We start from the raw sequence: 26,393 nt of genomic DNA, 5'->3' as shown, positions 1-26,393 counted from the left end.
AATTATTTTTGACATAGGTTTAAAAACTCGTATGTTGAACCCACTTATCTTGAATTATTCGTCAGTACTAAAGGCTGTCTCTAAAGTCCATACTGGAGATAGCTTGTAGTAAAAAACATTAAGAAAGCAGACTGCCTTTATCACTAAATCTGCCTCCCTTAAAGTTCAACGCTTTTAACTATTTACCAAAATCATAGTGAATAATTCAAGTTAAAGTAGTATTTATATGTGTATAGTCAAGATTAGAATTCTGCAATAATTTCAGGATATGTTTTTGAACTCACATAATTAATATATACATAGGGGTAGCTACAGGATACATGGAAAAACCTGCAAGATAACCATCAAAGCTATATATAGAAAGGATTTAAAAAATATGTTTTTTGCCTTTCGTGTTAAAAAAAATCAACGGTATAATGCGCGTTTGCGACCGATCTTGCAGGTTTTTCCATGTATCCTGTAGCTACCCCATTCAAAACTTACGAAAATTAGAAGCTTGTGGATTAGTTGAACGGGGTGCGACCTCTACTTGATAACCCGTTACGGTGTAAGGATTCTGGCTTCCCCTAATTAAGGAAATAATTTTGAATGGATTTGATGAAAGCTCTGCTAGGCAAAGATTTCGCTAATTTGAGAAGGTATCATATGATTGGATTTTGGACAAATGTTGTAGGTAGCGTTTTTTAGCCTGTGATTTGAGATCTAAACCACCACTAATAGCGTAGTTTTTAACTTTGTCCAAAGTCCAAATATGAAGGTCGCACCCGTTATAGTTGGCTTTAAATCTAGAATTCAAGCTATGCAAATCAAAATATCCGTGTACTTTATCTCAAAAAAACATATCAAATACTCATATTATAGTTAGAATAATTAAAAATATAGATTTTTGGGTTGTAAAATGAATTTTAGTAGTCCCGAACATACAAGATGTGTGTGGGAACAGATTAAGCCAATTTTGCGCGATCTCCAAAAGCCTGAAGGATCAAGATTTCTGGGGAATAACAAATTTTCCTCAAATTCAGTCAATGCTCTGCTTGATGCATTAGCGGAAAATTTATCAAATATAGGCACAATATCAATTGACAGACTAAATCATCGGTGGGGCGATCGCCAAAATCGTAACTGGGTAAAAATCATTACCTTTTTATTATCTGAGTATGCCTATTACAACGACTCAGAAGCTGGTTTTTGGGATAGCCTTTTTGTGAGACTAAGAATCAGCGATCCTCAAGGGGCAAAGCCAACTTTTTATAATATCCTCAGAGAAGGTTTTGTTTTACTTGGCGTGGTTAGAGCTAAAGGGGGCTACAAATATATTTCAACGCTATATTTACAAAGCGGTATTCCACAAAGAACTCTGCCCCATTTTGCTGAGTTGCTGAAATATGTTGCCAATAATTTGGGTTGGTGGAATATTGTTCATCGCTACAACGAAATCGACCTTGCCCAAACCTTGTATGATCTTGCCGTAGAAAATCATTCAACAAGAAAAACTCTTAGACGTTTTCTTAAGAATTGCTTAGATGATGTCACCAGTGAATCTGACAAGCCGTTATCTGGTCAACTTCTCAAATATATTGCTACAGTTGCCTTAGAGCTACAACGTAGGCAAAAAGATCCTAGCATTCTCAAAAACGAGAAAGAAAGAGAGAAATGTCTACAAGGATTAAGCTTGCCCTACAACTTCTTTCTCAGAAATTGGGATAATCTCGCATCAGTCTTAACACCTCGACAGGTAACATCAACAAGAGCAAATCAAGTAATTCGGCAAAGAAAGCGTGAACTTGCATTACGTCTAGATACCTTAGAGCTAAATCTTCAGCTTGCTTTACCAGAGCAGAGTCTATGGCGGAAAGAATGGAGAAACTTAAACAATAGCTTCTGTCGAATTCCTCAGACTAAATGGGAATCTAACATTAACTATCCTAATAGTCTAGAGGTTCCTGAGCTATGCGTTAACTTGCATGATTTAAGCGATCACTGGACATGGCAGCTCAAAGACGCAAATAAATGCGATTTAATCGAGTGGCATTGTGAAGGAATTAACGATAATTTTCCACTGCTAATTTTTGATGCAGAAACAGGCGATCGCCTTAACCTGAATTCAGAAAATCCACAAATCACGGGGATTAATGAATTAGTTTGTTATTTCCCTGCTCATACCAATTTGCAGACAAATAGCGACATTGAAGTAACCGATGCTTGTTTTCCCTGTTTAATCCAAAACTGGCAAGCAAAACAGATCCGACTAAACGGGCGATCGGCAACTTTTAAAATGATTGGAGAAAACATTGATATTTCTGTGAAATGGCAGGTCGCAAGCAGTAGACAGCCAACTATGAGAGGATTGCAAATCAAGGGCAAGAAACCAATTTATCTAGAAGCACCACAAATTTATTATCCCTTGGGTGATTCAGTGGAGGCTATCCGTATTCAAATTGAAGATATGGATCTTCAAAAAACTATTACTGAACCTGATGAGAAAATCTCAGTAAAGCTGATGACTGGTGAAGCATGGCAAGAGATCAAACTGAATCAATGTAAGACTACGGGCAATTATGAAGTCAGACTTTGGCAGGGAAATTGGAGTTGGTCAGCAGCATTTACGATTCAGTCTCAAAGCCAAATCTCAGCAAACATCAATACGCAACCAATTCAAATTCAAAGTTCAAGGCATCCCGAAATACCTACGATCTTGCCAATTCGATGTCATGGCAGGAGTGACTTTTGGGAAGAACAGATTACAATTCAAGGGCTATGGTCCTTTGAGCCAGTGATCTTTGTCCTATCTGGCAGTGAGGAGAATCAGAAATACAATTATTCTACCCAAGCAGATCAAACAGGTTGTTTAAATTTGTCTCTGATGTCTTTGCGGGAAGTTTTACTAGATAGCGATCGCTATACTTTAGAATGGGTCAGACTTGGCAATTCTCAGAAATTAATCGAGATATTAACAGAAGTGGAATGAGGTAAAGATTATGCGATATATGCACCAAATTCTTAGAGGACAAAGAAACTCCGTTATCGCCGAACTTGAGAGACAAATTAGACTGGCTCAACTCAATGTTAGAGTTATCATCCCAGAAGAGAGAGATTTAAGAACAGAGTTTTATATTGAAATCGACTCAGAACTATTAGCTGGTGATGTTCGCCGTATTTTAAGGCTAGCTTGTAAAGAGAGAGATTGGAAAATTGCTGGAGGTTTAATTGAAGGAAATATCTCAAGATCAACGGGTAAAGAGAAAGATAAGCTACCGACTGGAAAAGTGATTGTTAATTCAGTTAACCAAGATATTGCTGTCAAGATAGTTACTATACTTAGTAATCATCGATCACCTGTTACTCAATCAAAACCTCTCACTCTCACAAAAAGACAAATTTTATCTGTCCTAGAATCTAGCCTTAGTCCTGATTATCCACAGGATAAACTAATCAAAGAATTAGAATCTTCACTTAGGGAACTAGAGACAAAGGGAGAGATTTATGCAGGTGTCGGCAATCGCTTTTGTATTGCCCATCCAACTGTGCTGTACGAAGAAGCATTATTTATAGGCGATCGCGCTTACTTACCCCTTGCTCATCAAGTATTGGGAAATCCCGTCACGGAAACTAATGAACTGGTATTCCCAGATCTGAGTTTTGAAGTTCTCCAACAAAAGTTTTCAGAACGTGGAATTAGCTTGACTACGATCGCGCAAAGTCTGCAACATTTGCCAGCGCCAAGTCTCCCATTAACTCCAATGCTGCGCGGATATGATGTTGAAGATCCATTTGTAAATCATGATTATGCTGGAATTCTGCACTATGTGCCACAGTGGGGAGAACAAAGCGATCGCTGGCGAGAGCCGAGCCGTAGTACAATCTACAATCCTGACTTATTAAGACTTCCTACGGGTGAATATTTATGGCATGAGCAGGGAATATTCTATCAACTAGAGAAAGATGCGGCAATTTTAGCAATGTTCACATTAGATCGAGAATCTGGACAGCCGATTAGGGTTGTGTGGGACAGCGATCGCGGTCATCTGGATCTCAAAAGTGTGAACTTGCCTAGCGGCTATGCTCAATGTTTATGGCGACTCTCGAATCCAACCGATACCGATAATCGCGATCGCTATGTCGAACCTAATCGGCGTAGACAAGTTGAACAGATTTTGAAAAAACTAGGTTGTCAAACTATCTAAATGGGAGAACTCATAAAAGGTGATCGAATTCAGGAGTTTTATCCAGTTCTCTAAATCCTCAAATCCCTTGTAAACATTTAACTCATCACAAAGAAATGTCTAACTACCTTAACCCCATTGCCGCTACTGAAGAACCCCGCCGTGATTTTATCCGTTATCTGTTAACAGAGTATTCTCTCAGAGATTCCCATTTGCGTTACGGCTTTAAGCAATTGCTAGATCAGGTTAGCAATGTCTGGCAAACACCCTATTTAGAAGGTTCTCAACCCTATGAATCGGGGCAGAGCATTCGACAATTAGTAGGGCAGAAGGTTCTACATTCAAACACTGTCAATCTTTTACCAAGCGATCGCCTATTGTATCAACACCAAGAATCGGCAATCAGAGCCGTGGTTGAACAAAATCAAAATATCATCGTGGCAACGGGGACAGGTTCAGGGAAAACAGAATGTTTCCTAATACCGATGTTGGATATGTTGCTCAAGGATCAAAGTTTAGCGAGTGGGGTCAGAGCATTAATTCTCTATCCGATGAATGCACTGGTTAATGATCAGGTAAAACGCTTACGTCAGTTACTCTGCCAACAAGATCAACCTAAAATTCGCTTTGGTTTTTATACCAGTCGCACTGAAAGAACTGACGATAAAGCCACAAATTCTCTCAGAGATGAACTGAGAGGTTACGAAAAAAGTGAACTATTACAGCTTCTACCCGTTGCACAACAAGCAGCAATGCAGGGGAGATCGCTTGATGATTTAGTACAAGCAGCCATCGAGAGAACAAAACAAGTACAAGCTATTTCCCGTGAAGAAATTTGGACAAATCCGCCCCATATCCTTGTTACCAACTATTCCATGTTGGAATATATGCTGATGCGTCCCAGAGAACGCACAGATATTTTTGAGAGATCGCGTAGCACTTTCAAAATGTTGGTAGTTGATGAAGCTCACAGCTATAACGGTTCAACGGGTACAGAAGTATCCATGCTAATCCGTCGCCTCAAAAGCGCAGTGGGTAAAGAGGAAAAAGGCACAATTCGTTGTATTGGTACAAGCGCAAGCTTAGGCGATCGCTCCTCAGACCCTCAAGTTCTTGAATTTGCGGGACAGCTTTTTAGCGAAAATTTTGCACAGGTAATTCGAGGCGATCGCCGTCAAGCGGATGATAGATTGGGTAAGCCTTATCCACTAGGTCTAGCCGCAGAAGATATTTATGAACTTTGGGCAATGCTACCGAAAGATTTATTACCTCTCACTGCTCCTATTGACGAATGGAGAAAGATATTAGATGTACTTGTTCCCCATGAGATTTTAGAATTAGCTCAAACTCAAGCAAATCATGAGGTTCATAAATTCTTATGGTATGCGATCAAACAACATCCTAGCATTCATAAATTAATTCAAATCCTGAAAACACCACAACCTTGGGATCAAATTTGGCGATCGCGTGATCTTTGGCAATATCCATTAACACTAAATGGCGAAATCTCTGCTGAAGTTGAGCAACAACTGAAACAAGCTCTAGCCAACTTAATCCAGTTGGGAACTTTGGCAAGGAAAAATGAGAATGATTTACCATTACTGCCAGTCAGATTACATTTACTATTCCGTAGTATCGAGGGACTATTTGCCTGTGTAAATCCTGAATGTTCAGGAAAAGTACGCGACCCGCATAATCCTAATCCTAATCGTTATGGCAGACTTTATTTGAGCGAAAAAACTAAATGTGAAGATTGCCAATCACCTGTAATCGAGATTTCTAGTTGTCGCAAATGTGGACAGGCTTATAGCTTAGTCAGGCTTGACGGTAATCAGCTTACAACTTTACCGCGATCGCTTGCTGCTATAGAAAACAAGGACAATGTCTATACTCTTACTTCAGGCAGTTTAGATAGCATTACCGAGGATGAGGAAGAAGAGACAGAATTTCCAGAGCCTAATCCTGAAGGTCAAAACAGCCTGAGTTTTTCTCAATTTATCCTGTATGAAGAAAATCATGGTATGGGTTGGCTAGGACAGCCAATTTTGAACTTACCAGAGGTAACACCCAAAGGGAAATCAAAAGCTAAATCTAAATCATCTTCAAAATCAAGCCCAAATCTTCCACCTGTCAATGGCAAACAATATCCTTTAGTTCTGCATCTCGATAAAGACAACAAAGTGGGATACTTATCCAAATGCCCTGCCTGTGGTGCGGGACGAAGTGATACTCCTAGTTTACGGCGTTTTGCATCCAGTACAGACGCACCTCTCGAAGTGATTATTGATAGTCTATTCGGGCTATTACCTGAACCAAGTCAAAATGATGAAAATACAAATATTGCGACAAAGCGTAAACTCTTGACCTTTTCCGATGGTCGTCAAGATGCCTCATTCTTTGCCTCTCACTATCAGCGCACCCATACCGAAGCACTTTATCGTCAAACTGTATGGCAAGCTTTTCAGAATGACAAAAATAGTGATGGAATTGCTTCAATTGGTGGTGTAGAACAAAAGCTCTATCAACAATTTTTACAAAATTCTATTCCGCATCCCGATCGCAATAGTGAATGGCATCATCGTAGCTATATCCTAAATGATGTGAACCCATTAGAAGGTACTACAAAAAATCCTTTGGAGTGTGAAACGCGATCGCACCAACGTGCCAAAGAGTTATTACTAAGAGAATTTGGGCTGCCATCAGCAAGACGTTTTTCTATCGAGGCTTTGGGCTTACTCGCCTGTCATATTTATATTAGTGAAGAGCAGATTCAAGCAACTGCAAACTATTTCCAAATTAGCAATACGGAGGCAAAAATATTCTTACTAGGGTTAACCGATATCATCCGTCAGGCGGGATTAGTCGATCTCAAAAATCCCTCTGATTACTTTCCTGAACTAGGTGGCGTTGCTGGCGGACGACCACCAGCTTTAAGTGGCGGGAAGCTAAAGAGTTATCTGAAACTACAAAAGGCGGCTGGGGATGATGCTAATGCAGTTTCTTTACGATCTTATCGAGCCAGTAACAATCGCATTATTAAAAGTTCTTTGTTTCTGTATTTCGAGAAAGTGTTTCCCAATTATTCAGAAGTAGAGAGCAATAACCATCTCTATTGGCTGTATGAAAATGTTTTTAGAAATAAGTTGTTAAGTCTAACTGGACAAGAATCTCGACTCAACTGGCAATTATTAAATCTCTATGAAACCAATGAAGACTGGTATCAATGCCAAACCTGCCAGCAAATCTTCCATATTCCTGAGCTAGGAACCTTGCCAGACATCAGCAACCATTACACCTGTCGGGCGAATAAATGTAATGGCAGATTAGAAGTTTTTTCAGGGAATCAACTAGCCGATCATCACTATCGCTATTTAATCGGCAAGCGATCACCTATTGCCATCCGTGCCGCCGAGCATACCGCCCAACTTGGTACAAATGAACTAGCGCAACGGGAAAGCCTATTCCGTCAGGGTTGGATTAATCTCCTAAGTTGCTCTACAACATTGGAAATGGGTGTAGATATTGGAGAACTCCAAGCCGTAGCTTTACGAAATTTTCCGCCCCATGTTAGCAACTATCAGCAACGTGCAGGACGCGCAGGCAGACGTACCGATGGTGTAGCAGTCACGCTGATGTATGGTCAACGCCGTCCCCATGATCGCTATTATTTCGAGCGTCCTGAAAAGTTAATCGCAGGGAAAAATCTGATCCCAAAACTAGATCCTGCTAATTTCAACATCCAAGAGCGTCATATTCGTGCTGAATTATTAGCAGCATTTTTAAGGGAGAATCTGACCACTGCCCTCGCTGCGGAAAACGTGAAAATTAGCGAATTCTTTGATCTACCAATCACTACATTTATACCATTAATCAATGGAACTATACCTACAGGTTCAATCTGTGCAGAATTTCAAAACTGGTTAAACTCTGATGCCGCTAGAGCGATTACACAACTATGGCTAAATCGGTTAGGAAGTACTTCCACAGAGACACCTAACATAGTTCTTAGTAACTTCAATACAAGGATTATTCATGATCTGATTGCATCACAAATTTCCGATTGGAACGCTTTGGCTAACGAACGATTAGCACAACACCAACGATTAACCGATCCGTCAGAAGTTCAGAATATTCAAAGTATCGCGAATCGCATGGCATCTATTCAAAGAGAACTTGAAAAAATAGGCGATCGCCGTCTCCATGATGAATTGGCAAGAGCAAGTATATTACCGATCTATGGATTCCCGATTGACGTAGTGCGCCTAATGACTAATGAAAGCAGTGGCTACCGTCAAAATGCAGGGCAAAACAGACATCGACTAGAACGTGATCGCCGTCTGGCTCTGGGAGAATATGCCCCCAGTCAAGATGTCGTTGTCGATGACCGCGTACATACCAGCGTTGGCGTATTTCGAGCCGACACTTTAGAAAAACGATACTACTGGGTTTGCGAACATTGCAATCACTTTCAATCACAGCAGCAAGAAGCAGTTGTAAATCCTTGCCCAACCTGTCAAAGAGTTCCTTCATCTGCGGCGAAAGCGAAAACGAGACAGTACCGAGTTCCCACCGCTTTTGTGACCGACCAAACCCAAGCCCCTCGCGTAACTCCCTACGAAAAGCCAATGCGTCAACCCACTTCACAGGTGTTTTTAGCGCAGGACGGCAGTAAACCTGAAACATTCGGTGCGTCTAGCGAGGCTTATAGCCTAACCTGTAGCCAAAATGGAGTATTTTTCTTAGCAAATAAGGGTAAGAGCGATCAAGGTTTTGCCATCTGTAATTTTTGCGGGCGTGATCTCAACCATGATCAAATTAAAAAAGGAAAACATACTCGTCCTAATGATGGCAGGGAATGTACGGGAGGATGTACCCGCATCCATTTAGGTCATGAGTTTCGCAGTGATTTATTAAAAGTTCGATTTAGTCATATTCCTAATCAATACCGATTATTTCAACAAGTCACCCATCTCGCTGATGGTCATGAAATTGCTACCCAAACGGAAGAGACTACAACTAATACAGGCTTTTGGCGATCTCTACTCTATGCTTTGCTTGCTGCCGCCGCACAGGTGATTGACGTGCCACGCAATGAACTTGATGGCTTATTTCAACCCATCCAAAATAGCAATGGTATCGCCGAAATCGTGATCTATGACAATGTGCCAGGAGGTGCAGGCTATGCTCAACAAATTGCCAGACAGTTTCAGGCAATTTTACAAAGAACATACGAATTAGTCCAGTCTTGCGATTGCGGTAGTAGCTGCTATGACTGCTTACGCACCTATTCTAATCAGATTTTCCATGCAGAACTCGATCGCTACGCAGTTATAGAGTTTCTCAAACCATTATTAGAAAAAATAGAACCGAATGAAACACTAACAAGTTTTGCTCCAGATGCTCATCAAGTTGCTTTGCTCAAAGTCAATAGCAATTTCCTGAGCTATTGCCGTCAGGCGGTATCAGCTATTTGGTATTTACCTAGTTTTGATGAATCCAAAACAGGGCTAAATTGGTTCAAGCATTTAGAGGTTCTAATTAAAGATTCAGAAAATCCAATAAAATTAATTCTCCATGAACTTCCTCGACCTAATTCTGATGAGCAATTATTTCTCAGAAAGCGTCTTGCTCAGTGGATTGACCAAAAATCACTCGAAGTTCATCAAACTGATAATCATGGTAAATATCCTGAACTAGTTATGCAAATGCGTTCGCAAAGTCCCATTGCGCTTAAATTACATCCAGATACAGAAGAGATCACATGGCTTGAAACTCGTAGTAATCAAGGTTACGAATTTGTGAGAGCGCGTTTAGAAAACTTGCGATCGCATTCAGTTCTCGCATCACAACTCAATGATCCTGATACTCAAGTTATCTATCCCAATCCTCAAGATTCCCAATGGCAAAATCTGACACTCAAAGAACTTCGCGATCAATTAGGTTTAACAACAATCCTACAAAATCAACAAATCAAGCGAATTACCTACAGCGATCGCTATTTGCAACCCCAAGAAGCAGAAATTCTCGCCGATCTCTTACAGGGTATTTGGCTACAAGCTAAGGTCCAAATATCAGTGCGTATTCTTGAGCAGAAAGAGCAGCCACCAAACCGACGTGCGGAAATTGAGAAAGCTTTAAGCCCAATCAAAGCCACAGTTACACAGCAGCCATTACGCGATCGCCAACATTTTGATCATGGGAGATCACTAGAAATTTACAGACAGGACCGTAAGCATTACCGAATTCTATTAGACCAAGGAATGAGTTTTCTCAAAAAAATATCACCATCAGTCTATGAAGTAGCCAAACCAACCTATGTAGTTATCAGCGATCATTTATGATCTGAGTTGTTTGAGGCTATTTGAGCGAACTAATCGGGGTAGCTACAGGATACATGGAAAAACCTGCGAGATCGGTCGCAAACGCGCATTATACCGTTGATTTTTTTAACACGAAAGGCAAAAAACATGTTTTTGAAATCCTCTCTATATATAGCTTTGATGGCTATCTTGCAGGTTTTTCCATGTATCCTGTAGCTACCCCTACATAGGGGTTTGACATGATTAATCCGTTCAGCAGTTTCCTTGAAAATTCGCTACATAAAAGTTACGAGAGCAAACTTCGTTTTAGTATTTTAGCTACGACTTATTTTTTATATCGTTAATTATTTTGAGCTTCATCTGAGAAAATGATGTAGCTTTTATGGACGCTCACATAAAGCTCTAACTATTAAATTTGTTACCCATGCACCATGTAATTGGTTGGCAGGCAGTTCCTGTAGCCCTCTAGATAGCCCAATCATACGTCTACCTAAAAAACGAGGGCAAACATAGAAAATTCGTTTGAATAAGTCATTAAGAGCAAGACTAGTTGTGCGAGGGTCATTAGCTCTAACAGTAAGCTTAAAAGTACATTCAATAAAACGATCAGAAATTTCATCACTGACTGGCTCTTTTGGCTCCTGATTGTTAATTAATTTAGCAATTTCAACTAATTCATTTTCTAACTTTACGCGAAGTTCTTCATTAATAGTATTTGCTGTATGATCGCAGGCAACTGTTAAAGCGAACAAAGCTGTAGAAGGCTCTAAACTATAAAGTTCAATGAAATTAATTTCTCTAATTAAGTTGTCAAGTTTACCCACAAGATCGTTGTAAATTGGAAAATCTCCAATCAGCCAAGTAATTAAAAGCCATTTTTCACTAGAAAGTGGTTCGCTTATTAGAGCATCCAATGCACTTGTTAGAAGCAACTTCAGATGATCCGATGAAACTTGGTGTCCCAATTCCTCCCCAAGTAGATACCCTAAGCAATCACTACGATTTCCACCAAGAAATGACTCTATACTATCCTGAGCAAGTGTAATGTCATGAAATAATTCTGGGTTGAGAAATTGCTGCTCATCCAAGTTTTTAACTGCAAAATCAATCACTTTTTCAGAAATTTTTGCTGCTTGCAAAATCGCTGGGTCTCTATCCTTTAAAATAGTTGCTAACCCATGAACGATTAAATTCATTCTATTTAGGTGACGAAGGTGAAGAACGTTGTTCCAAAACTCTGGATCTCGATCAAGAATATCAGCGCTGATTTGTCTTTGATGGCTATGCTCTTCCAATCTTTGAATAAATTCCTCTAAAATGACTTCAGGATTGTATAGCAAATTATAAAGCTTACTTGTATGAGCCCAAATCATTACTAAGCGAGTTGGTGCTGACCATGCCCGCATTTCATGCCAATAACTGAACTCACGGTTGAGTAGATCAAGAACTGCCCTAAAGAATTTGAATTGGAGATTACCTACATCACTGTAAAGTTCGTCAAGGAGATTCTGAGCAAGTTTAGTTGAGTTAGGAACAAGTAGAGCTAAGTTAATTAGATGTAATTTACATACTGGGGAAGTTAACCGTGCTGTTAATCTATGTAAAAGAGGCTCGCGAACACTATTTGACAATTGTTGAAATGCCTCTTCGAGTGGCAGTGGAAGCTTTACTGGCATACAAGAAAAGCGTTCTATACAAGTTTCAAGGTCTTCAGATTCAAGCATAGATTTTGCAGCTTGATTGAGATAAGCATGAAAATTAATGTTTTCCGATGCATAACGATCTAGGTAAAAATGTCGAAGTAATCCAACGGCAGAAGGAGGAATTAAGTCATCCGTTGAGAATTCAGATCTCTCGTAGACTTTATTCTCAAGAGACAAGTAGAAAATTGCCGCTGATTCACTGTGCCAATGATTTGCTTGGTTAATGCGTTTGCGTAGATCCAAAGTTGAAACTATTTCATTAACTACTTTCTCAAAAGTAGAATTATCACAATCAAACCAAATTCGATGAGATCGCAAAACCTGCTCACGTACAATAGGATTTTCTGATGCAAGTAGCATCAAGTTATCTTGCCATGCATAGACATTTGAATTTGACTCATTCATGAATTGAAATTCAACAGATATGTCAGTTTGATTAATTGTACAAACCCTGAATGAAACTTCAGGCTGAAAGGTTTTGATAGTTGATTCTTCACCATTGATGGCTGAAGCGACTGTGCTAAAAAACTCTGAAGCAGGAAATATTAATGGAGCAGGCAACTCTAGGAACTCTATATTAATTGAAGCCGCTAACTGAATTTGAAGATAAGACATTAAGTCAGGATCGGTTTTTAGCTCATCTTGTAAAACACTGGGCAGATCTCGAAAGAGATCCTTGAGCATGAGTCGATTGGCAAGTTGCAATGACTCTTCTTGTTCACGATCTTGTTCACGTCCTAAGTGAAACATAATTTCTTTGATTTGCTGTGCAACAGAGGAGATTAATTCTGGATTTGCTCGAAAGCGCATTTCTGAAATTCGCTGTTCGATCCACTCAAAATATTTTTGGCGACGGCTAGAAGTCGCATGAGCACTTTCACTCTCAATTCGCCATAATTGAATACCTCGGAAATAAAGTTCGCTAATATCAAGGCTAATCAAATCCAGTGCATCGCTGTTAGGGTCACTGTTAGGGAAGAGATGTTGAACCCCAAACATTCCTGTATATAAGTTTTGGAGTATCCAATCCGAATAGGCAAATGCTGTTTCTACTGTAACGCTAGTATCTTCCCAAATATTGATGATTGAGATTTGTACTGCACGTAGGCACTCAAAAACAAACATCATTTCACCATCAGGATTTGGCGATTTTTCTGGTAGAGGAGGACGTTGGAGCCTCTGAGAATCTAGGAGGCATGAAGCAATATAACGACGAATAATCTCCAATTCCTCAGTCTCTCGAACTCTTTTGTCAGAAACCTGTGCTTGTTTGAGGTGATAAAGAATTTCTTTGCTCGCAATAGAAATATACCGAATGTTACTTTTACGAAGTTGGAGTATTTTCTCGTAATATTGTGACTCGCTAAGATCGTCATTGCCCCTTAAAGCTTCTAAAATCTCTAAAACACCGATAACAGGAACACTATTATCTCGATTAGGGTATTTGCTAAAGAAGCGTTCATCAATCCAGATAACATCATTAGACTGAGGTGTATATCTGAAAAGATCGTAGACGGTTAATCCGTTTGCATCCCAAGAATTTAAGGGTTCATGCTCTTGTTCAGATACGGTTTGTGGAGTTGCAAGCATCTTATATTTGCCTTGTAGTAATCCAGTCGAGACTCGCTGTGTCAGATCTCTCAGCCATTTAAGTACTTCTGCCGAATGATCACTACTCGTGATTGTTGCTTGTGCTTCTTGGATGAACTGTGGTGATACAAACACTCTAAAAGCCCGACATATCTTTACTAGCAAACCCGACCCCGCAAGAAGTATTGCTAGTTCAGAGTTTATAAATATCGGAGCATTATGGTCTGGTAACTGTGGCGGTAAATTTGCATATCTTTGATCTCCGAGATCTTGTAATGCAGTTTCATATGCACTGCTAGATAAGGTTCCTTTCTTGTTCAGTAACTCAATTAGAGTTCGACAGTTGATCATCCGTTGTCGATCAGCTTCATCTAGAACAGATGACTGCATAGCGCTGTTAGAATCTAGTCTCTGCAATGGTAAAAACTCAACTACTAGACCATCTGCTGTACGAGCTTGCTCTAGCAAAATTGCTGAATGTTCTCCCAATTGTTCAACTAACTCATTAGAACTTGGTAGCAAAGATTCTGAATGTTGCTGAAGTTGGCTAGCCTGATGCAACCGTAAAATTTCACGATAAGCATACAAACGAGAAGGCTGATGAGGTTGAAAATACTCACATTCTTGCAAGAGAGCCTTGGGTAACGACTGTGAAATATGAATTGGACTAAATCTGCGCTCTACAGCATCTAAAATCCCAAGATGAGCAGCTAGCAAGAAAGCCGAAATATCAAGATGCAGTCTCCATTTGGTAGTTGAGTCTACAAAAAACTCTGGAAAGGGTCGCGCACCATATCGTGCTAAAATCGCTACTTGAAAATAGGGATTTGAATTGCTGGCATTTGTTTTTGGTAAAACATGGAAAACTTTGGTAAGTGGGAATCTCAGAGTTTGAGCAATCAAATGAATTGGGAAATCCGATTCATCGTATTTTTTGTATATTTCTTGGGTGTTATTTGCCCAATTCTGCTGCATTTCTAGAAGCTCATTCAGTTCAACAGAATGAAATGGACTTTCACTTCCTCCAGCAAGTGCGATTATTTGTGCTCGGTGAATAAATGGTGGAAGTTCGCGATCTAGCTCTAGGTAGTATCCCAAACTGATGACTTCGCCTAATATCTCTGGTGTAATTTCTAAGCCTATAGCACGTTGCCATAATTCACGAGCTAGATTTCGATCTTCTGACAACAAACATCGTGCAATTCGCAATAAAGATAAGGGATATACATTCTCTTGCTTCAGAAGACGAAATGCGTTAATTGCTGCTCCTCGCAGGTTTCCTTGATTTAGTTGGAGTTCAATTAAAGTGGTTAACGTTTCGGCTGTTTCGTGCGATCGCACTAGCTCTTCTGCCTCAGTAACCCCCTGCGAAATCAATCCTAGTTGCGCTAGACAGTAAACCTTAATACGACCAAAAGATGTAGGCAAAGTACCACTAGGAAAAAGTTGCTTATGGTCATTCAACAAACTTAAACATAGTTCAGCACGATTACTCTGCCAAGCACATTCTGCTGCAAGACTAAGGGCAGTCAATGTACCTACTGAATTAACTAAATCCTCAGCTTTATCTGCAACATATGTCCAATTCTGTAAACTAGCCTGAAGCTGGCAAAGCTCTAATAAATAAATGGCACTTTTGCTTTCTTGCCAACAAGACTCTAAACACTGAACAAGTATCTGCCCATCACCATCTATTCTTGCCTTTTTCCGTAGAATTGATACTCGAAGACTGCGCTGAATTTCAGGGCTATCTATAGGCTCAATTTCTTGAAGTGCATTCTCTATGTCACCACTTGCCGCTAAAGCCTGCACATGCCAGAAGAGCCAAGGCTTTTCATTCCCAGTTCGCACAAAAGCATCTTTCTCTCTCGTTAAGAGTTCTAGGGCTTTTTTGGGAGTATCTTGATATAGGTAGATTTCCAATAAGGCAATAATACGCTCTAAATCAATGTTTTCATTCTGTAACAGCGTTTCTAAAGCTTGCTGACTTGGAGACAAATCAATGTCATAGTTAAGGACCATTTTCCAGGTAATTGCTTGGGGATTAGTGGGATCTTCTGAGAGCAATGTAGAACAGAGTTCTTGTGCCTCTGATTGTTGCTCAGGATCGTTTGTCAAACAAGCTAGATGCCAAACTTGCCAATATTTTCGTTGGTGTTCTCCCAGTTCCGATTGATATGCTAGTCGTTGAAATTCTTCTGCTGCTTTGCGTAAATATTTTAAGCTTTCATCATCACGCTTAATTAACGACCACTCAACTGGATGTGGATAAGTGGTTAATTGTCGAGGAATAGCACTTGAAAGCGCACTAAAATAGTTGATAGTCGCCTCTGTCGCTCTTACTTTTTCCCAGTTAGGTTTTTCGTAAAGTGCTTGTTGAATCTTGACCTGAGCACCTGCAATATCACCATTTCCTAAAAGTGCTAAAGCATGAATGCGATTGGTTTCAATATCTGGCTCTAAACCTTGAGGGAGATTTTGCAGTGCGGCAATTACTTGTGATGTATGTTCAAGATCTAATAGTAATCCTAATTTAAGATTAAAAAGATTAATCGTTGATGTGTTGTCAATTAATCTCAGAGCAGCTTCTGCACCTTCAGACTGGTAAGCAATTAGTACTTGTAGAAGTGTGTCATCTCCTTTTGGATCTAGAGCATATGCTTCTTCTGCTAGAGAGCGTGCTTTATCAGCATTTTGCTCAACGTTAATTGTATAACCTGATATAGCTTGAAGAATTCTTGCCTGTAATGGTTTATCGAAAACATCCCAATGTTCATCATTCCTTAATGAATCAAGGCAAATACGAGCTTCACGTAATTTTCCTTGATGATATAGTTCCCGATATTCATCCAAGCGTAGTGCTTTTACTTTAGATATGTCGGATGACAGGCGATCAATTTTGGAAGAAAAAATACCAATTGTAAGCTCAGAGATTCTAGATGTATGCTGTGGCTGTAAACCACAAATTGACTCTACTAAATCCTGCGATCTTAAGTAACGCAATGCAATTGCATGATGAGGAGAAAGTTTTTGACGTAATGTTCGAGCTTCCCAGACTTCATATTTTATTTTATGACGTTGAAAGAGTTTGATTTGATTAGAAATCTCATCTTGGCGGTCAGTAGTTTCTAATTCAGAGGCAACAAAAAGAATGAATCGTCTAACTTTATGTTTCTTCCAGTAATCTAGATGCTTAAAAAACGCTTCTGATACTTGTCGAATTTTAAGCGGAGGAAAATCTTCATAGCATTTACATTGTCCTACTTCAATATATTTACCATCATCCGAGCGAGCTAATAAATCAATGCCGCGTTGCATTTGTCCTCTTGTCCCATAGGTATTACATGTTGCAATACCAGATTCTGCGGCAAATAAGTCTTGACACATTTCCTCGAAGGCATATTCATCCATCTCATAAAATCTTGGCGGCAAACTGGGATTATATCTGGGGGATAGCATTTTAATTAAGGTAAAGTAAAGAGACTATTTTGAGTTTTTACAGAATTGTTAAACTAATTGCCAAGAGATACTCAAAAAGAGGATCGCCAAAGGTCATCAACCGTAAAGATGGATGCTCATCAAAGGTATCAGGGTGGAAAGTAACCTGATAAGACTTTTGCTGTAATTGCATTGTCCAAACCTTGTCTCCTGAATCCTCAAAGGTGATTCCAGATTTTTGCAGTAGAAGCGATCGCGTAAACATTTGCTCGATCGCTTCAGCGTCAAAGGGCGATCTCGGTATAGGTTTCCGCAATTCGGCAAGATCGGCTTCGACATCCATTGCCACAGCTTCATCAAGTGCTAGTTGTATGGATGGAGCATCAGGAGCTTCAAAAAATTCTGATAGTAAAACATCTTCCTCGAGTGGGTCTGCACTCATTACCGCTTTTTCGATAAAAGTAGGTACGCGAGCAAGTATAGGCTGTAAATTTCCGACAACGTTTTTAAATGCTTTGATACGATCGCGTAATTTGAGATAAACCTTTGCTTCTACCGTGCCGTCATAGTAAAAGTTGTGGATTCTGACCGTTGCAAATTTTTGACCAATGCGATCGATTCTGCCAATACGTTGCTCTACACGCATGGGATTCCAAGGCATATCGTAGTTAAATAAAACACCGCAGGTTTGCAAGTTTAGTCCTTCACTGGCTGACTCAGTACAAAGTAAGAGCTTGATTTCTCCATCGCGAAATCGCCTTTTGATTTCTTCTTTTTTGACAATCTGCCATGTACCATCGCGATTGAGTTCACCACCACGCCCTGAATAACAAGCAACCTGTGAGCCGTATAGCTGAATCAAGGTATCGCGTAAATAGTCCATCGTGTCGGTGTATTGCGTAAAGACGATCGCACTATCACGCTCTAAGGATTCTTGACGTAGTTTTTTGATAAATTCAGAACGTTTGGTATCTTCTCCAGTGTTATCAAATTGTTGCAATAAGTCTTGTAGATATTCAATTTCTTTAGGATCGATAGGCTCCATATAGGACTCTAAGCCTTCGATAATCGCATCATCAGCATCGTCAATATCTCTAAGATCGTCTTCTCCAAACAGGCTACCTTGTTGAGTCAATAGATACTCTAGTCTCCGTTGTAAAGATTTCTTGATCGCATAAAAAGAACTGGTCAAGCGCTTGCGATATAGCGTCATCAGAAACCCTAGCGCCTTACGGTTTTCCTTTTGAGCGAGACGGTAAAAATGGCGTACATAATCGCTGACTTCACGATATAAATGGGCTTCCCGTTCTTGTTCTAGGGTAATTGCATTATCAAATACCTCTCTCGTTGGTACAGATTTATCTAAGAAGCCACGTTTGTAATATTCGCGCAAGGTATCGCGGGTATGGCGAAACATCAGGTCTTTAATTGGGGTATTGGCGGCGAGAAACTTTTTCGATTCACTGATGAAATTATCGTCAGCTAGGTATTTTTGAGGATTAGTTATCTTCTGACCAGTTTGCCAAATATCTTCGATTTGGTATGACAACAGGCGATCGCTAGTCTCTAATGCTTGCTGAATCTTACTGCAAGGCTTGCCTCCATTGGCAAAGTAATCGACAGACATGGTTTGCCAAAAGTTGAGATTATGCTTGTCGGCGGGTTCGGATAGGGTCGCAAAGTAATCACAAAAAGCATCGGCAAATTCCCAATGACCTTTTAAACCAAGCAATTTAATGAGGTCAAACATTTCCACCGCGTCGATCTGCATTGGGGTAGCCGAAAGAAGCAAGAGAGCTAGGGTATGCGCTCTAAGTTGCGCCATTAATTCGAGTAGACAGTTGGGAGTATCCTTACGATTTTGAGGACTTTTACGCCTTGCATGGTGTGCTTCGTCCAATACTACTAAGTCCCAAGGTTCAGACTCTAATAACTCTTGCATTCGCTCTTTGCGGCGTACCAAATGACTAGAGGCAAGGACTAAGTTTTTCTGATTCCAAGGATTGCCTGTAACTGTGACTGATTGTTTGTAAGGATCGATAAGTTCGTTTTTGCCATACGACCAGAAATGCAAATTAAATTTTTCACGCATTTCTTCTTGCCATTGAGGTTGAACGCTGGCAGGAGCCAAGATTAAAACCCGTTTTACTTTTTTGGACAGCAGTAAGTAACGCAATACTAAACCCGTCTCAATGGTTTTACCTAAGCCAACTTCATCGGCAATTAGGGCATTACGGGGAAACTCGGCAGCCATCCGACGCAAGATTTTCATTTGGTGCGCCCAAGGTTTGACAGGAATGGACTTAACGGAAAAGTCTAGACAACCTGCATGGTCATGAATATTGGCAAGTTGAATAAATTGTTCGCGTTCCGCTTGTATTTCTTCTTTAGAGATTTGGATTTCTACTTGAGGTGGTGGTGTAGTTTCTTCAGTAGGCAGTTCTAATATTTCTGGCTTTGTTGCGATCGGACGGTCATCAAATTCAGCTTGTCGATTCCAGTCTGGCTTTTGGGTTGGAGCATAGCGCAATAGCTTTTGTTTTACGGCTGTGGGAATTTCAAATACTCGCACATTGGGAAGTTCATCTTTCCATAGACGTTCAAAGCGATCGCTTTCATGTTGTACCCGTTGTAAATCTCTACCGCCATCCCATGAAAAGAAGACATGAAACGATTCACGATTGGCTTGCCAGCCCCCGATTGACTCATTGTTAGAGCCATTAAAAGCAAGACAATCCCCATTCGCGTCAGAGATAATACCTACCTTTTCGTGAAAGAGATGTTGCGGATCGAGAACTCGTTCGGATGAGTCAGGTTGACCGCTTGGCTTGAGTGGTATGGCAATGCGAATGTCGAGATATTCATTTTGAATTAACCAACTAAGGATTTCAAAATGCTTGAGTTGGGCAAAGTTGCTCGGTGGGGTGAGTTCAGTATCTAGGCGACTGGTCAAAGCATCACGCAAGGCGTAACCCTGTTGGACGGCTTGCAAGTCTTCGGGTGAGAACTGACAACCCATGATTAGGCGCATTCTGCCTTGATTTTCCAGTAATGCACCAATGCCTCTAGCTACGCGACTGAGAATACTGCTATTGAAAAATCCTGCTTTGCGATCGTATTGCAGGGCGCATTCGAGGGCAGGAATATAGAAGTCAGTGATTAAGTTATCTTCATCACTGCCATATCCGATTTTCCAATGGCGATCGCTTAGTTTTTTACTCATTACTTTGACGAAATTGAATCGAGGCTAATTGGGTGGGTGGGTTAATTGGATAATGCTTGTCTTCATAGGCTTCAACCAAGATCGCCAACATTTCCAACTCATTAGCTTCAGATGTACCAGCCTTAGCATTCATTAGCAATGCAATTTTCTCTAGTACGCGATCGTATTCAGATTCAGTCTTGATGCTTTGTTTCATAAAAACATTTAAAATAAGTTTTTCTCGCACTCTTGGAAAATGTAGTGCAATGCTCCCAAGGTTAGGGCTGCATCGTCTGCAATATAGCCTCTACTCTCATAAACTTTACCTGACAGGTCAAGTTTATAAAACATCCATTCTCTTGCATTCGTCACTATTCCCAATACATCAATCAGCTTCCCCGATTGTTTGTTTTGCCATTGGCAAGCTTGCATTTCCACTAAGCATTGTGCTAGTCCCTGTTCAAAGTCGTCTTTTTTTGCTTCGACAATACAAACAAATGGAGCTTCTAAATAGTCTTTTTTCTGAGCGATCAAATAGTCAGCGTTACCAATTAATAAGTCACTTTCTAACCTGCCGCCTTTCCAAATCTTAAGCTGGTCGAAATCTTCCATTGCTTCTTCACAGAAGGCATCGATCAGCAATTTTTTCGATTCTTCGTAGCTGCGGAGGTCAAAACGCTTCTGTAATCGCTCTAGTCTTTTTTTGAAAAAATCAGTTATTGGGAGTGGTTGACTTTCAAATTCCCAAGGGAGCAATGTAATAATTCCTAACTGTTTATAGGCTTCACCAACACTAAAACTAGAGAAATTTTTCTTTTTGGATTTTGGAATTTTAACTGTTGCCATAATCTAGTCCTCCTGTAATTCTGTTGTATCAAAATCTAAACCCATCTGACCACTTGCATAGTCAATCTCTGGCTGCACATAACTAACCTTAGCTTTAATCTCATCCATAGCAAGCCACAGGTCAGCAAGGGCTTTTTCTTCAGGAATGCGTTTGCGCGGATCGCTGATGTGGGGGATGACGCGCAGGGCTACTTCCCATGCTCGCATAAACATCTCATTGCTGACTAAGCCTGTAGCTTTCATGAAGCGGCGGACGGGTTCGATGGTTTGTTCTTCGAGGTAGATAGCGATAATCGCGTGCAGTCCATCAATGAGATAACGTGCCGAAAACTCATTGTCAACGAGGGAGAAAGCGTGTTTTTTGTAGCGTTGATCGGGGCTGAGGAGCTTGCAAGTACCGCTTTTGATGTCGAGGAGTTTGTAGGTTTTACCGAGGTCGGCAACATTGAAGCCGCCAACGGCGAGGGCAAGCTGTCGGGCATCATCAAAGGGAAACTCACGGGCTTGGAAGGCATCCCAAGCGAGGAAATACCATTGCGTCAGTGGGTCAAATCCTGCGGTGTCAGTTTGGGCAAGTTTGCGGAAGCGGTAATTGGCTACAGCTTTACGGGCTTCGGCAAAGGCTACTTCAGGTCGAACTTCTTCACCTGTGCTGTCGAGGATGGGATAGTTGCGGGAGAAGACATTAAGGGCAGGACCAAAGGCGCTGAGATAAAGGTCTATGCCTTGAATCTCATTAGCTTCAAATTCGGGGGCGCGTTGTTCGACTAGGTTGGCGACTTCGGGGCGGAGATCATCCCACCATGCTTGTCCTGCGTTGGGGTCGCGTTTGCGGCAAATGAGCAGGACGGTACTAGAGACGCTATTTTTCTGAGCTTGGTGCAGGTTTTGCGGGTTTTCGGTGCTGACTGCCCAGCTTGCGGTGATTTCAAATCCTGCGACGATTAGGGATTGGGCGAGAACATCCCATGCGCCAGAGTCTTTGTGGTTAAACTGCACGGTCATTACGCCGTTGTCTTTGAGAACTCGGTAATATTCACCGAAGGCACTTTGCATTTTGGCTTCATAGTCGCGATCGGCGAGTTCTTTAGGGCTGACTCCCATATCTCGGAAGCGAGAGGGATTGGCGACTGCTTCGCGATCTTTGTCAGTGAGTTCGGTGTAATAGAGGTCTGGGAATATATCGCCTAAGATTCTCTTTTGCCAAACATAGAAAAAGTCAGATAATTCTGCATATTGAATTGTGGAGTAATAGGGCGGATCAGTGACGATCACATCAATGCTCTGATCGTCTAAATGAAATAGACTATCTGCTGAGGCTGAATCAATTTGAAAGGTTTTTTCGGTATGACTTTCTATTTCTTGAAAGCTGGATGAGTTTATTTTAGTGCCAAGTATTTCACAAAGTTTAGAATAGTTTTTAGAGCCATACTGACATGATTGCCATAAATATTCTTTTCCAGATGGTTCCGCATAATTCCACATCAAATTTAAGGAATGCTGACTAGATGCTTCTTCAGTTGTTCCTAGTGCAGGATTAACCCTACTTAGCCGAGAGTTTTTGTCAACACATCTATCCAAAATTAGAGTTAAATAAGTAAGGATAGCCTGTAATTTTTCCTCGCCTAATTCCTCTCTAATCTTTTCCTTAGCCTCATTAATAATCTCAACATAAGTCGCCAAAGTTAAAAGCTGGCGAGGATTAAACATATCCTTCCAAGTCGGACAAAAAGTTCTAATTTGCTCATCTAAATCTTGTCCCTCTGGAACTATTTCATTAGGAATTAAACTATCAAAACAATCAGTTTTCTCTTGTGACTTCTCAGAAACTAAACTAAAAGCCTCTAAATCTTGCTGAATAGGAATCCGAAATTCTAATCCACCCTTACCCCTTTTAAAAGCTACTGCATAAAGCTGATACCCCATCTGTTTATCTTTAGCAGCTTGCATAACAAATTGATTCTCAATAACAGAATCACAATTTGGACATTTTCCAACGCCTCTAGCGATTGTAGAAAAATCATCAGGATCGTAATCACCATCAGGAGTTTGAATAAAATTACTTTTACTCTTTTTACCCTTAATCAATTCAAAATCAACCCGTTTTTCTGCAAGATTCGGAATCGGTTTAACCGCATACCAATCAGTTGTAACCTTTCTCTCTTGACCTTTACCAGCATAATTACTCGTTTTACTCAGCCACCAATTCGGACTAAGCGGCACAACCGACTGACAACTCGGACAAACCACAGTATGCGCCCAGAGATAATTTTGCACCTTCTCCCCATCCTGAGACGGAAAAAAATCCTTTAGCCGCTCCTCCGCCTCATCACCAACCCACTTCACCCACTTATCAATATCCTCCTGCAACGCCGCCCCAAACTGTAACGGAAAAGCGATCGCTGCCTTCATCGTCACCACCGCCACAGGATTCAAGTCAGACGCAAACACCCGCAACCCATATCGCGCCGCCTCAAAAGGTATCGACCCACCACCCGCAAACGCATCTAACACCGCAGGAGTCTTATCTCCCCACATCTGCTCACAAAGCTCCTGCACGCGCTTCACCCGCTCAGGAGTTGGCGGCGTTTTATATAGCCTTGTACGTTGGTGGCGATCGTTTTTTTCTTTCTCAGTCTCGCGCCGATCTGTTCTCGCCTGATCCAACCCCAACAAATACTCAAACTCCTCCATGCTGATATCCGCAGGCAACAGCGAACCCAACACACTCGCCCGACTAAAAGACAACGGCTTCCGCGAATACCACCGATGCAAACCCTTAAACGGATTGCCCCCGTTTTCATAGTAAACCTGCTCGTTCAGAAGCTTCACAGGCATAATCTTTTCAATAAAAACGGGTTTGCGTTTTGGCTCAGTATCAGGCATGGATATTAGTTACGATAATCATACTTTTGACAGATCTATTGACATTATCAGCTAAACTGAGCGTATATACCTGTGTTACCAAACGTTTTGCTCTGTGAAAGCTGATCTGCTCAAAAGAATGTTTAGGGCGATCGCTACTGATGATGAAGTAGCGGTCGAAAAGCTTTTGGGCGCAATTGTCGAAGAAGAAAGGCACAATTGTGAAGTAAGTGTATGAATATGGCTCAAGCAAAGATGAAAGTAAACTTAGTTGGTAGGGTTAAAAATATGACCCTACCAACTAGCAAAGCATTGATGCCACTTTATGAGGCTATTGTAAATTCCATCCATTCAATTGAGGAAGCAGGTATCTTGGATGGCTGGATTCGGATTACTATTGAACGCAACGAATCCCAAGGAAACCTAGTAGACAATTCACGAAACATCTATCCAATCACAGGTTTCAAGATTGCTGATAACGGAATAGGATTCAATAATGATAATTTTGAATCATTTCTCACTTCAGATTCTGCTCGGAAAATTGAAAAAGGCGCGAAAGGTATTGGACGATTCCTATGGCTAAAAGTATTTAACTCAGTTTTTATTAAAAGCATATACAAGTCTGACAATAAGCCATATAGGCGAGAATTTAGATTTTCGCTCCAACATGAAGCAGTTACAGATTTGGTAGAAGAGGTCGCAGCAAAAACTGATAGTCTGAGAACCGAAGTTAATTTGCTGGGTTTCAAAGATAGCTATCGTAAGCATTGTCCTCAAAAGGCTGAGACTATATCTAAAAGAATTATTGAGCATTGCTTAGTCTTCTTTTTGTCACAATCATGTCCCAAAATTTACGTCCATGATGGCGATGAGACATTTGAATTAAATAGTCTTTTCTCCAAAACAGTTGAGGCAAACTCTAGAGAAGAAATATTTACTCTAAAAGCAAAAGAATTCAAGATTAAAAGCTTAAAACTATATGGTAGCGAAGAATCTGAACACAGGATATATTTTTGTGGTCAAGATAGAGAAGTAATAAATGAGAAGCTTAGCAGCTACATTTCTGACTTAAACAAACGATTAAAAGACGATCAAGAGAATCCTTTCACATATTTGGCTTATGTCACAGGAGCCTATCTTGACGAGCGAGTAAACCCTGAGCGAACTAACTTTAATATGACCAGTTCTTCCGAGATTGACTTTCCAGATGAGATTACCTTAGATGAACTCAAAAAGGAAACAATTTCTCAAGTAAAAAACTACTTGGCTCCTTGGCTAGAAGGTATTAAAGACAATAAATTTTTAGAGGTACAGAGATTTGTTACAACTAAGGCTCCTCAGTATCGGTCACTATTGAGACATCACCCTGCACTTCTAGATAATATCGAAGCAGGTTTATCTGAGGATAAACTTGACCTTGCCTTATATAAGCTCAATGCAAAAGTTACACTTGAAATCAAAGAGCTTAGTCAAACTTTTCTTACTGCAACTGTTGATGATTTTAATAATTATCCTGACTATTCTCAACAATATAACAAGTTTATCGAACAATTCAATGACTTTGGCAAAGCAAACCTCGCTCAATATATTGTTCATAGAAAAACTCTTTTAGATCTTCTAGATAGTCACTTAAACCGTGATGAGGAAGGTAATTATAAGCTGGAGAAACATATTCATGAGCTGATCTTTCCAATTAAAACAACTTCAGATAATGTTGATTTTGATCGACAAAACTTATGGATTATAGATGAGAAACTTGCGTATCATAAATACCTTGCATCAGATGTTCCACTTAGTAATTTAGAGGGGATGTCAATAGAGAGTAACGATCGCCCAGATCTTGTAGTATTTAATCATCCTTTTGCTTTTGTAGAGGGTGAAACTCCCTATTCATCTGTCGTGATCATCGAATTTAAGCGCCCTATGCGTAAGGGATATAGTGAGGATGAAAACCCAATCAATCAAGTTCTTGGATACATCAATAAGATTCAAGAAGGTAATACTACAGATAAAGAAGGAAGATTAATTCCGATCTCAAAGAATATTCCTTTCTATGCTTATATTATTTGTGATTTGACACCAAAGATTAGAGATCTTGCAAAATATGCTGGTTTTACTGTAGCTCCTGACCAAATGGGATACTTTAACTTCAATCCAAATCTAAACACTTATATAGAAATCATCTCTTTTGACAAACTTGTTTCTGATGCGAAGAAACGTAATAATGTTCTGTTTGAAAAACTTCACTTACCATTAACACGTTAAG

10 protein-coding genes are annotated in these 26,393 nt (G+C 40.4%); 5 read left to right on the top strand and 5 right to left on the bottom strand.

Annotated elements, in window-relative coordinates:
* Positions 1 to 898: 898 nt before the first annotated feature.
* The 3 genes from H6G05_RS06545 to H6G05_RS06535 all read left to right on the top strand — a co-directional run bounded on the left by H6G05_RS06545 (position 899) and on the right by H6G05_RS06535 (position 10,504).
* Positions 899 to 2,968 (top strand): hypothetical protein, encoded by a 2,070-nt coding sequence (locus tag H6G05_RS06545; RefSeq protein ID WP_190577369.1) that lies wholly within the window; start codon positions 899 to 901, stop codon positions 2,966 to 2,968.
* A gap of 10 nt (positions 2,969 to 2,978) precedes the next feature.
* Positions 2,979 to 4,184, top strand: a complete 1,206-nt coding sequence (locus H6G05_RS06540) for a hypothetical protein (RefSeq protein ID WP_190577368.1) — start codon at positions 2,979 to 2,981, stop codon at positions 4,182 to 4,184.
* 95 nt (positions 4,185 to 4,279) lie between these two features.
* Positions 4,280 to 10,504, top strand: a complete 6,225-nt coding sequence (locus H6G05_RS06535) for a DEAD/DEAH box helicase (protein ID WP_190577366.1) — start codon at positions 4,280 to 4,282, stop codon at positions 10,502 to 10,504.
* A gap of 359 nt (positions 10,505 to 10,863) precedes the next feature.
* On the opposite strand, the gene H6G05_RS06530 is transcribed toward H6G05_RS06535, so the two are convergent.
* From H6G05_RS06530 to H6G05_RS06510, 5 genes are read right to left on the bottom strand one after another with little or no spacing between them, the layout of a single operon-like run.
* Positions 10,864 to 17,235 (bottom strand): HTH domain-containing protein, encoded by a 6,372-nt coding sequence (locus H6G05_RS06530; protein WP_190577364.1) that lies wholly within the window; start codon positions 17,233 to 17,235, stop codon positions 10,864 to 10,866.
* A gap of 37 nt (positions 17,236 to 17,272) precedes the next feature.
* Positions 17,273 to 20,437, bottom strand: coding sequence for a helicase-related protein (locus tag H6G05_RS06525; protein WP_190577362.1), 3,165 nt, complete (start codon positions 20,435 to 20,437; stop codon positions 17,273 to 17,275).
* The gene (locus tag H6G05_RS06520) at positions 20,430 to 20,633 is read right to left on the bottom strand and encodes a hypothetical protein (RefSeq protein ID WP_190577360.1); all 204 of its coding nucleotides are present in this window, start codon (positions 20,631 to 20,633) and stop codon (positions 20,430 to 20,432) included. Before H6G05_RS06520 ends, H6G05_RS06525 begins: the two co-directional genes overlap by 8 nt.
* An 8-nt stretch (positions 20,634 to 20,641) precedes the next feature.
* Entirely contained in the window at positions 20,642 to 21,262 is a 621-nt protein-coding gene (locus H6G05_RS06515) for a hypothetical protein (RefSeq protein ID WP_190577358.1), read from the bottom strand.
* A gap of 3 nt (positions 21,263 to 21,265) precedes the next feature.
* Positions 21,266 to 24,148: a DUF1156 domain-containing protein gene (locus H6G05_RS06510; protein WP_199310364.1), complete on the bottom strand. Its 2,883-nt coding sequence runs from the start codon at positions 24,146 to 24,148 to the stop codon at positions 21,266 to 21,268.
* A 94-nt stretch (positions 24,149 to 24,242) separates the two neighbouring features.
* On the opposite strand from H6G05_RS06510, the gene H6G05_RS25575 reads away from it, so the two are divergent.
* Together H6G05_RS25575 and H6G05_RS06505 are read left to right on the top strand one after the other, a co-directional pair.
* Complete coding sequence (locus H6G05_RS25575) at positions 24,243 to 24,365, top strand: hypothetical protein (protein ID WP_277874743.1); 123 nt, start codon at positions 24,243 to 24,245, stop codon at positions 24,363 to 24,365.
* A complete protein-coding gene (locus H6G05_RS06505) occupies positions 24,362 to 26,392 on the top strand; it encodes a Shedu immune nuclease family protein (RefSeq protein WP_190577357.1) in 2,031 nt (676 codons plus the stop codon). Before H6G05_RS25575 ends, H6G05_RS06505 begins: the two co-directional genes overlap by 4 nt.
* The last annotated feature ends 1 nt before the right edge of the window (position 26,393 follow it).

The sequence above is a fragment of the Phormidium tenue FACHB-1050 genome, from assembly GCF_014696925.1.
Taxonomy (GTDB): Bacteria; Cyanobacteriota; Cyanobacteriia; order Pseudanabaenales; family Pseudanabaenaceae; genus Pseudanabaena.
The sequence above is the reverse complement of the archived record's forward strand: the minus strand, read 5'-3'. Positions and strand labels throughout refer to the sequence as shown.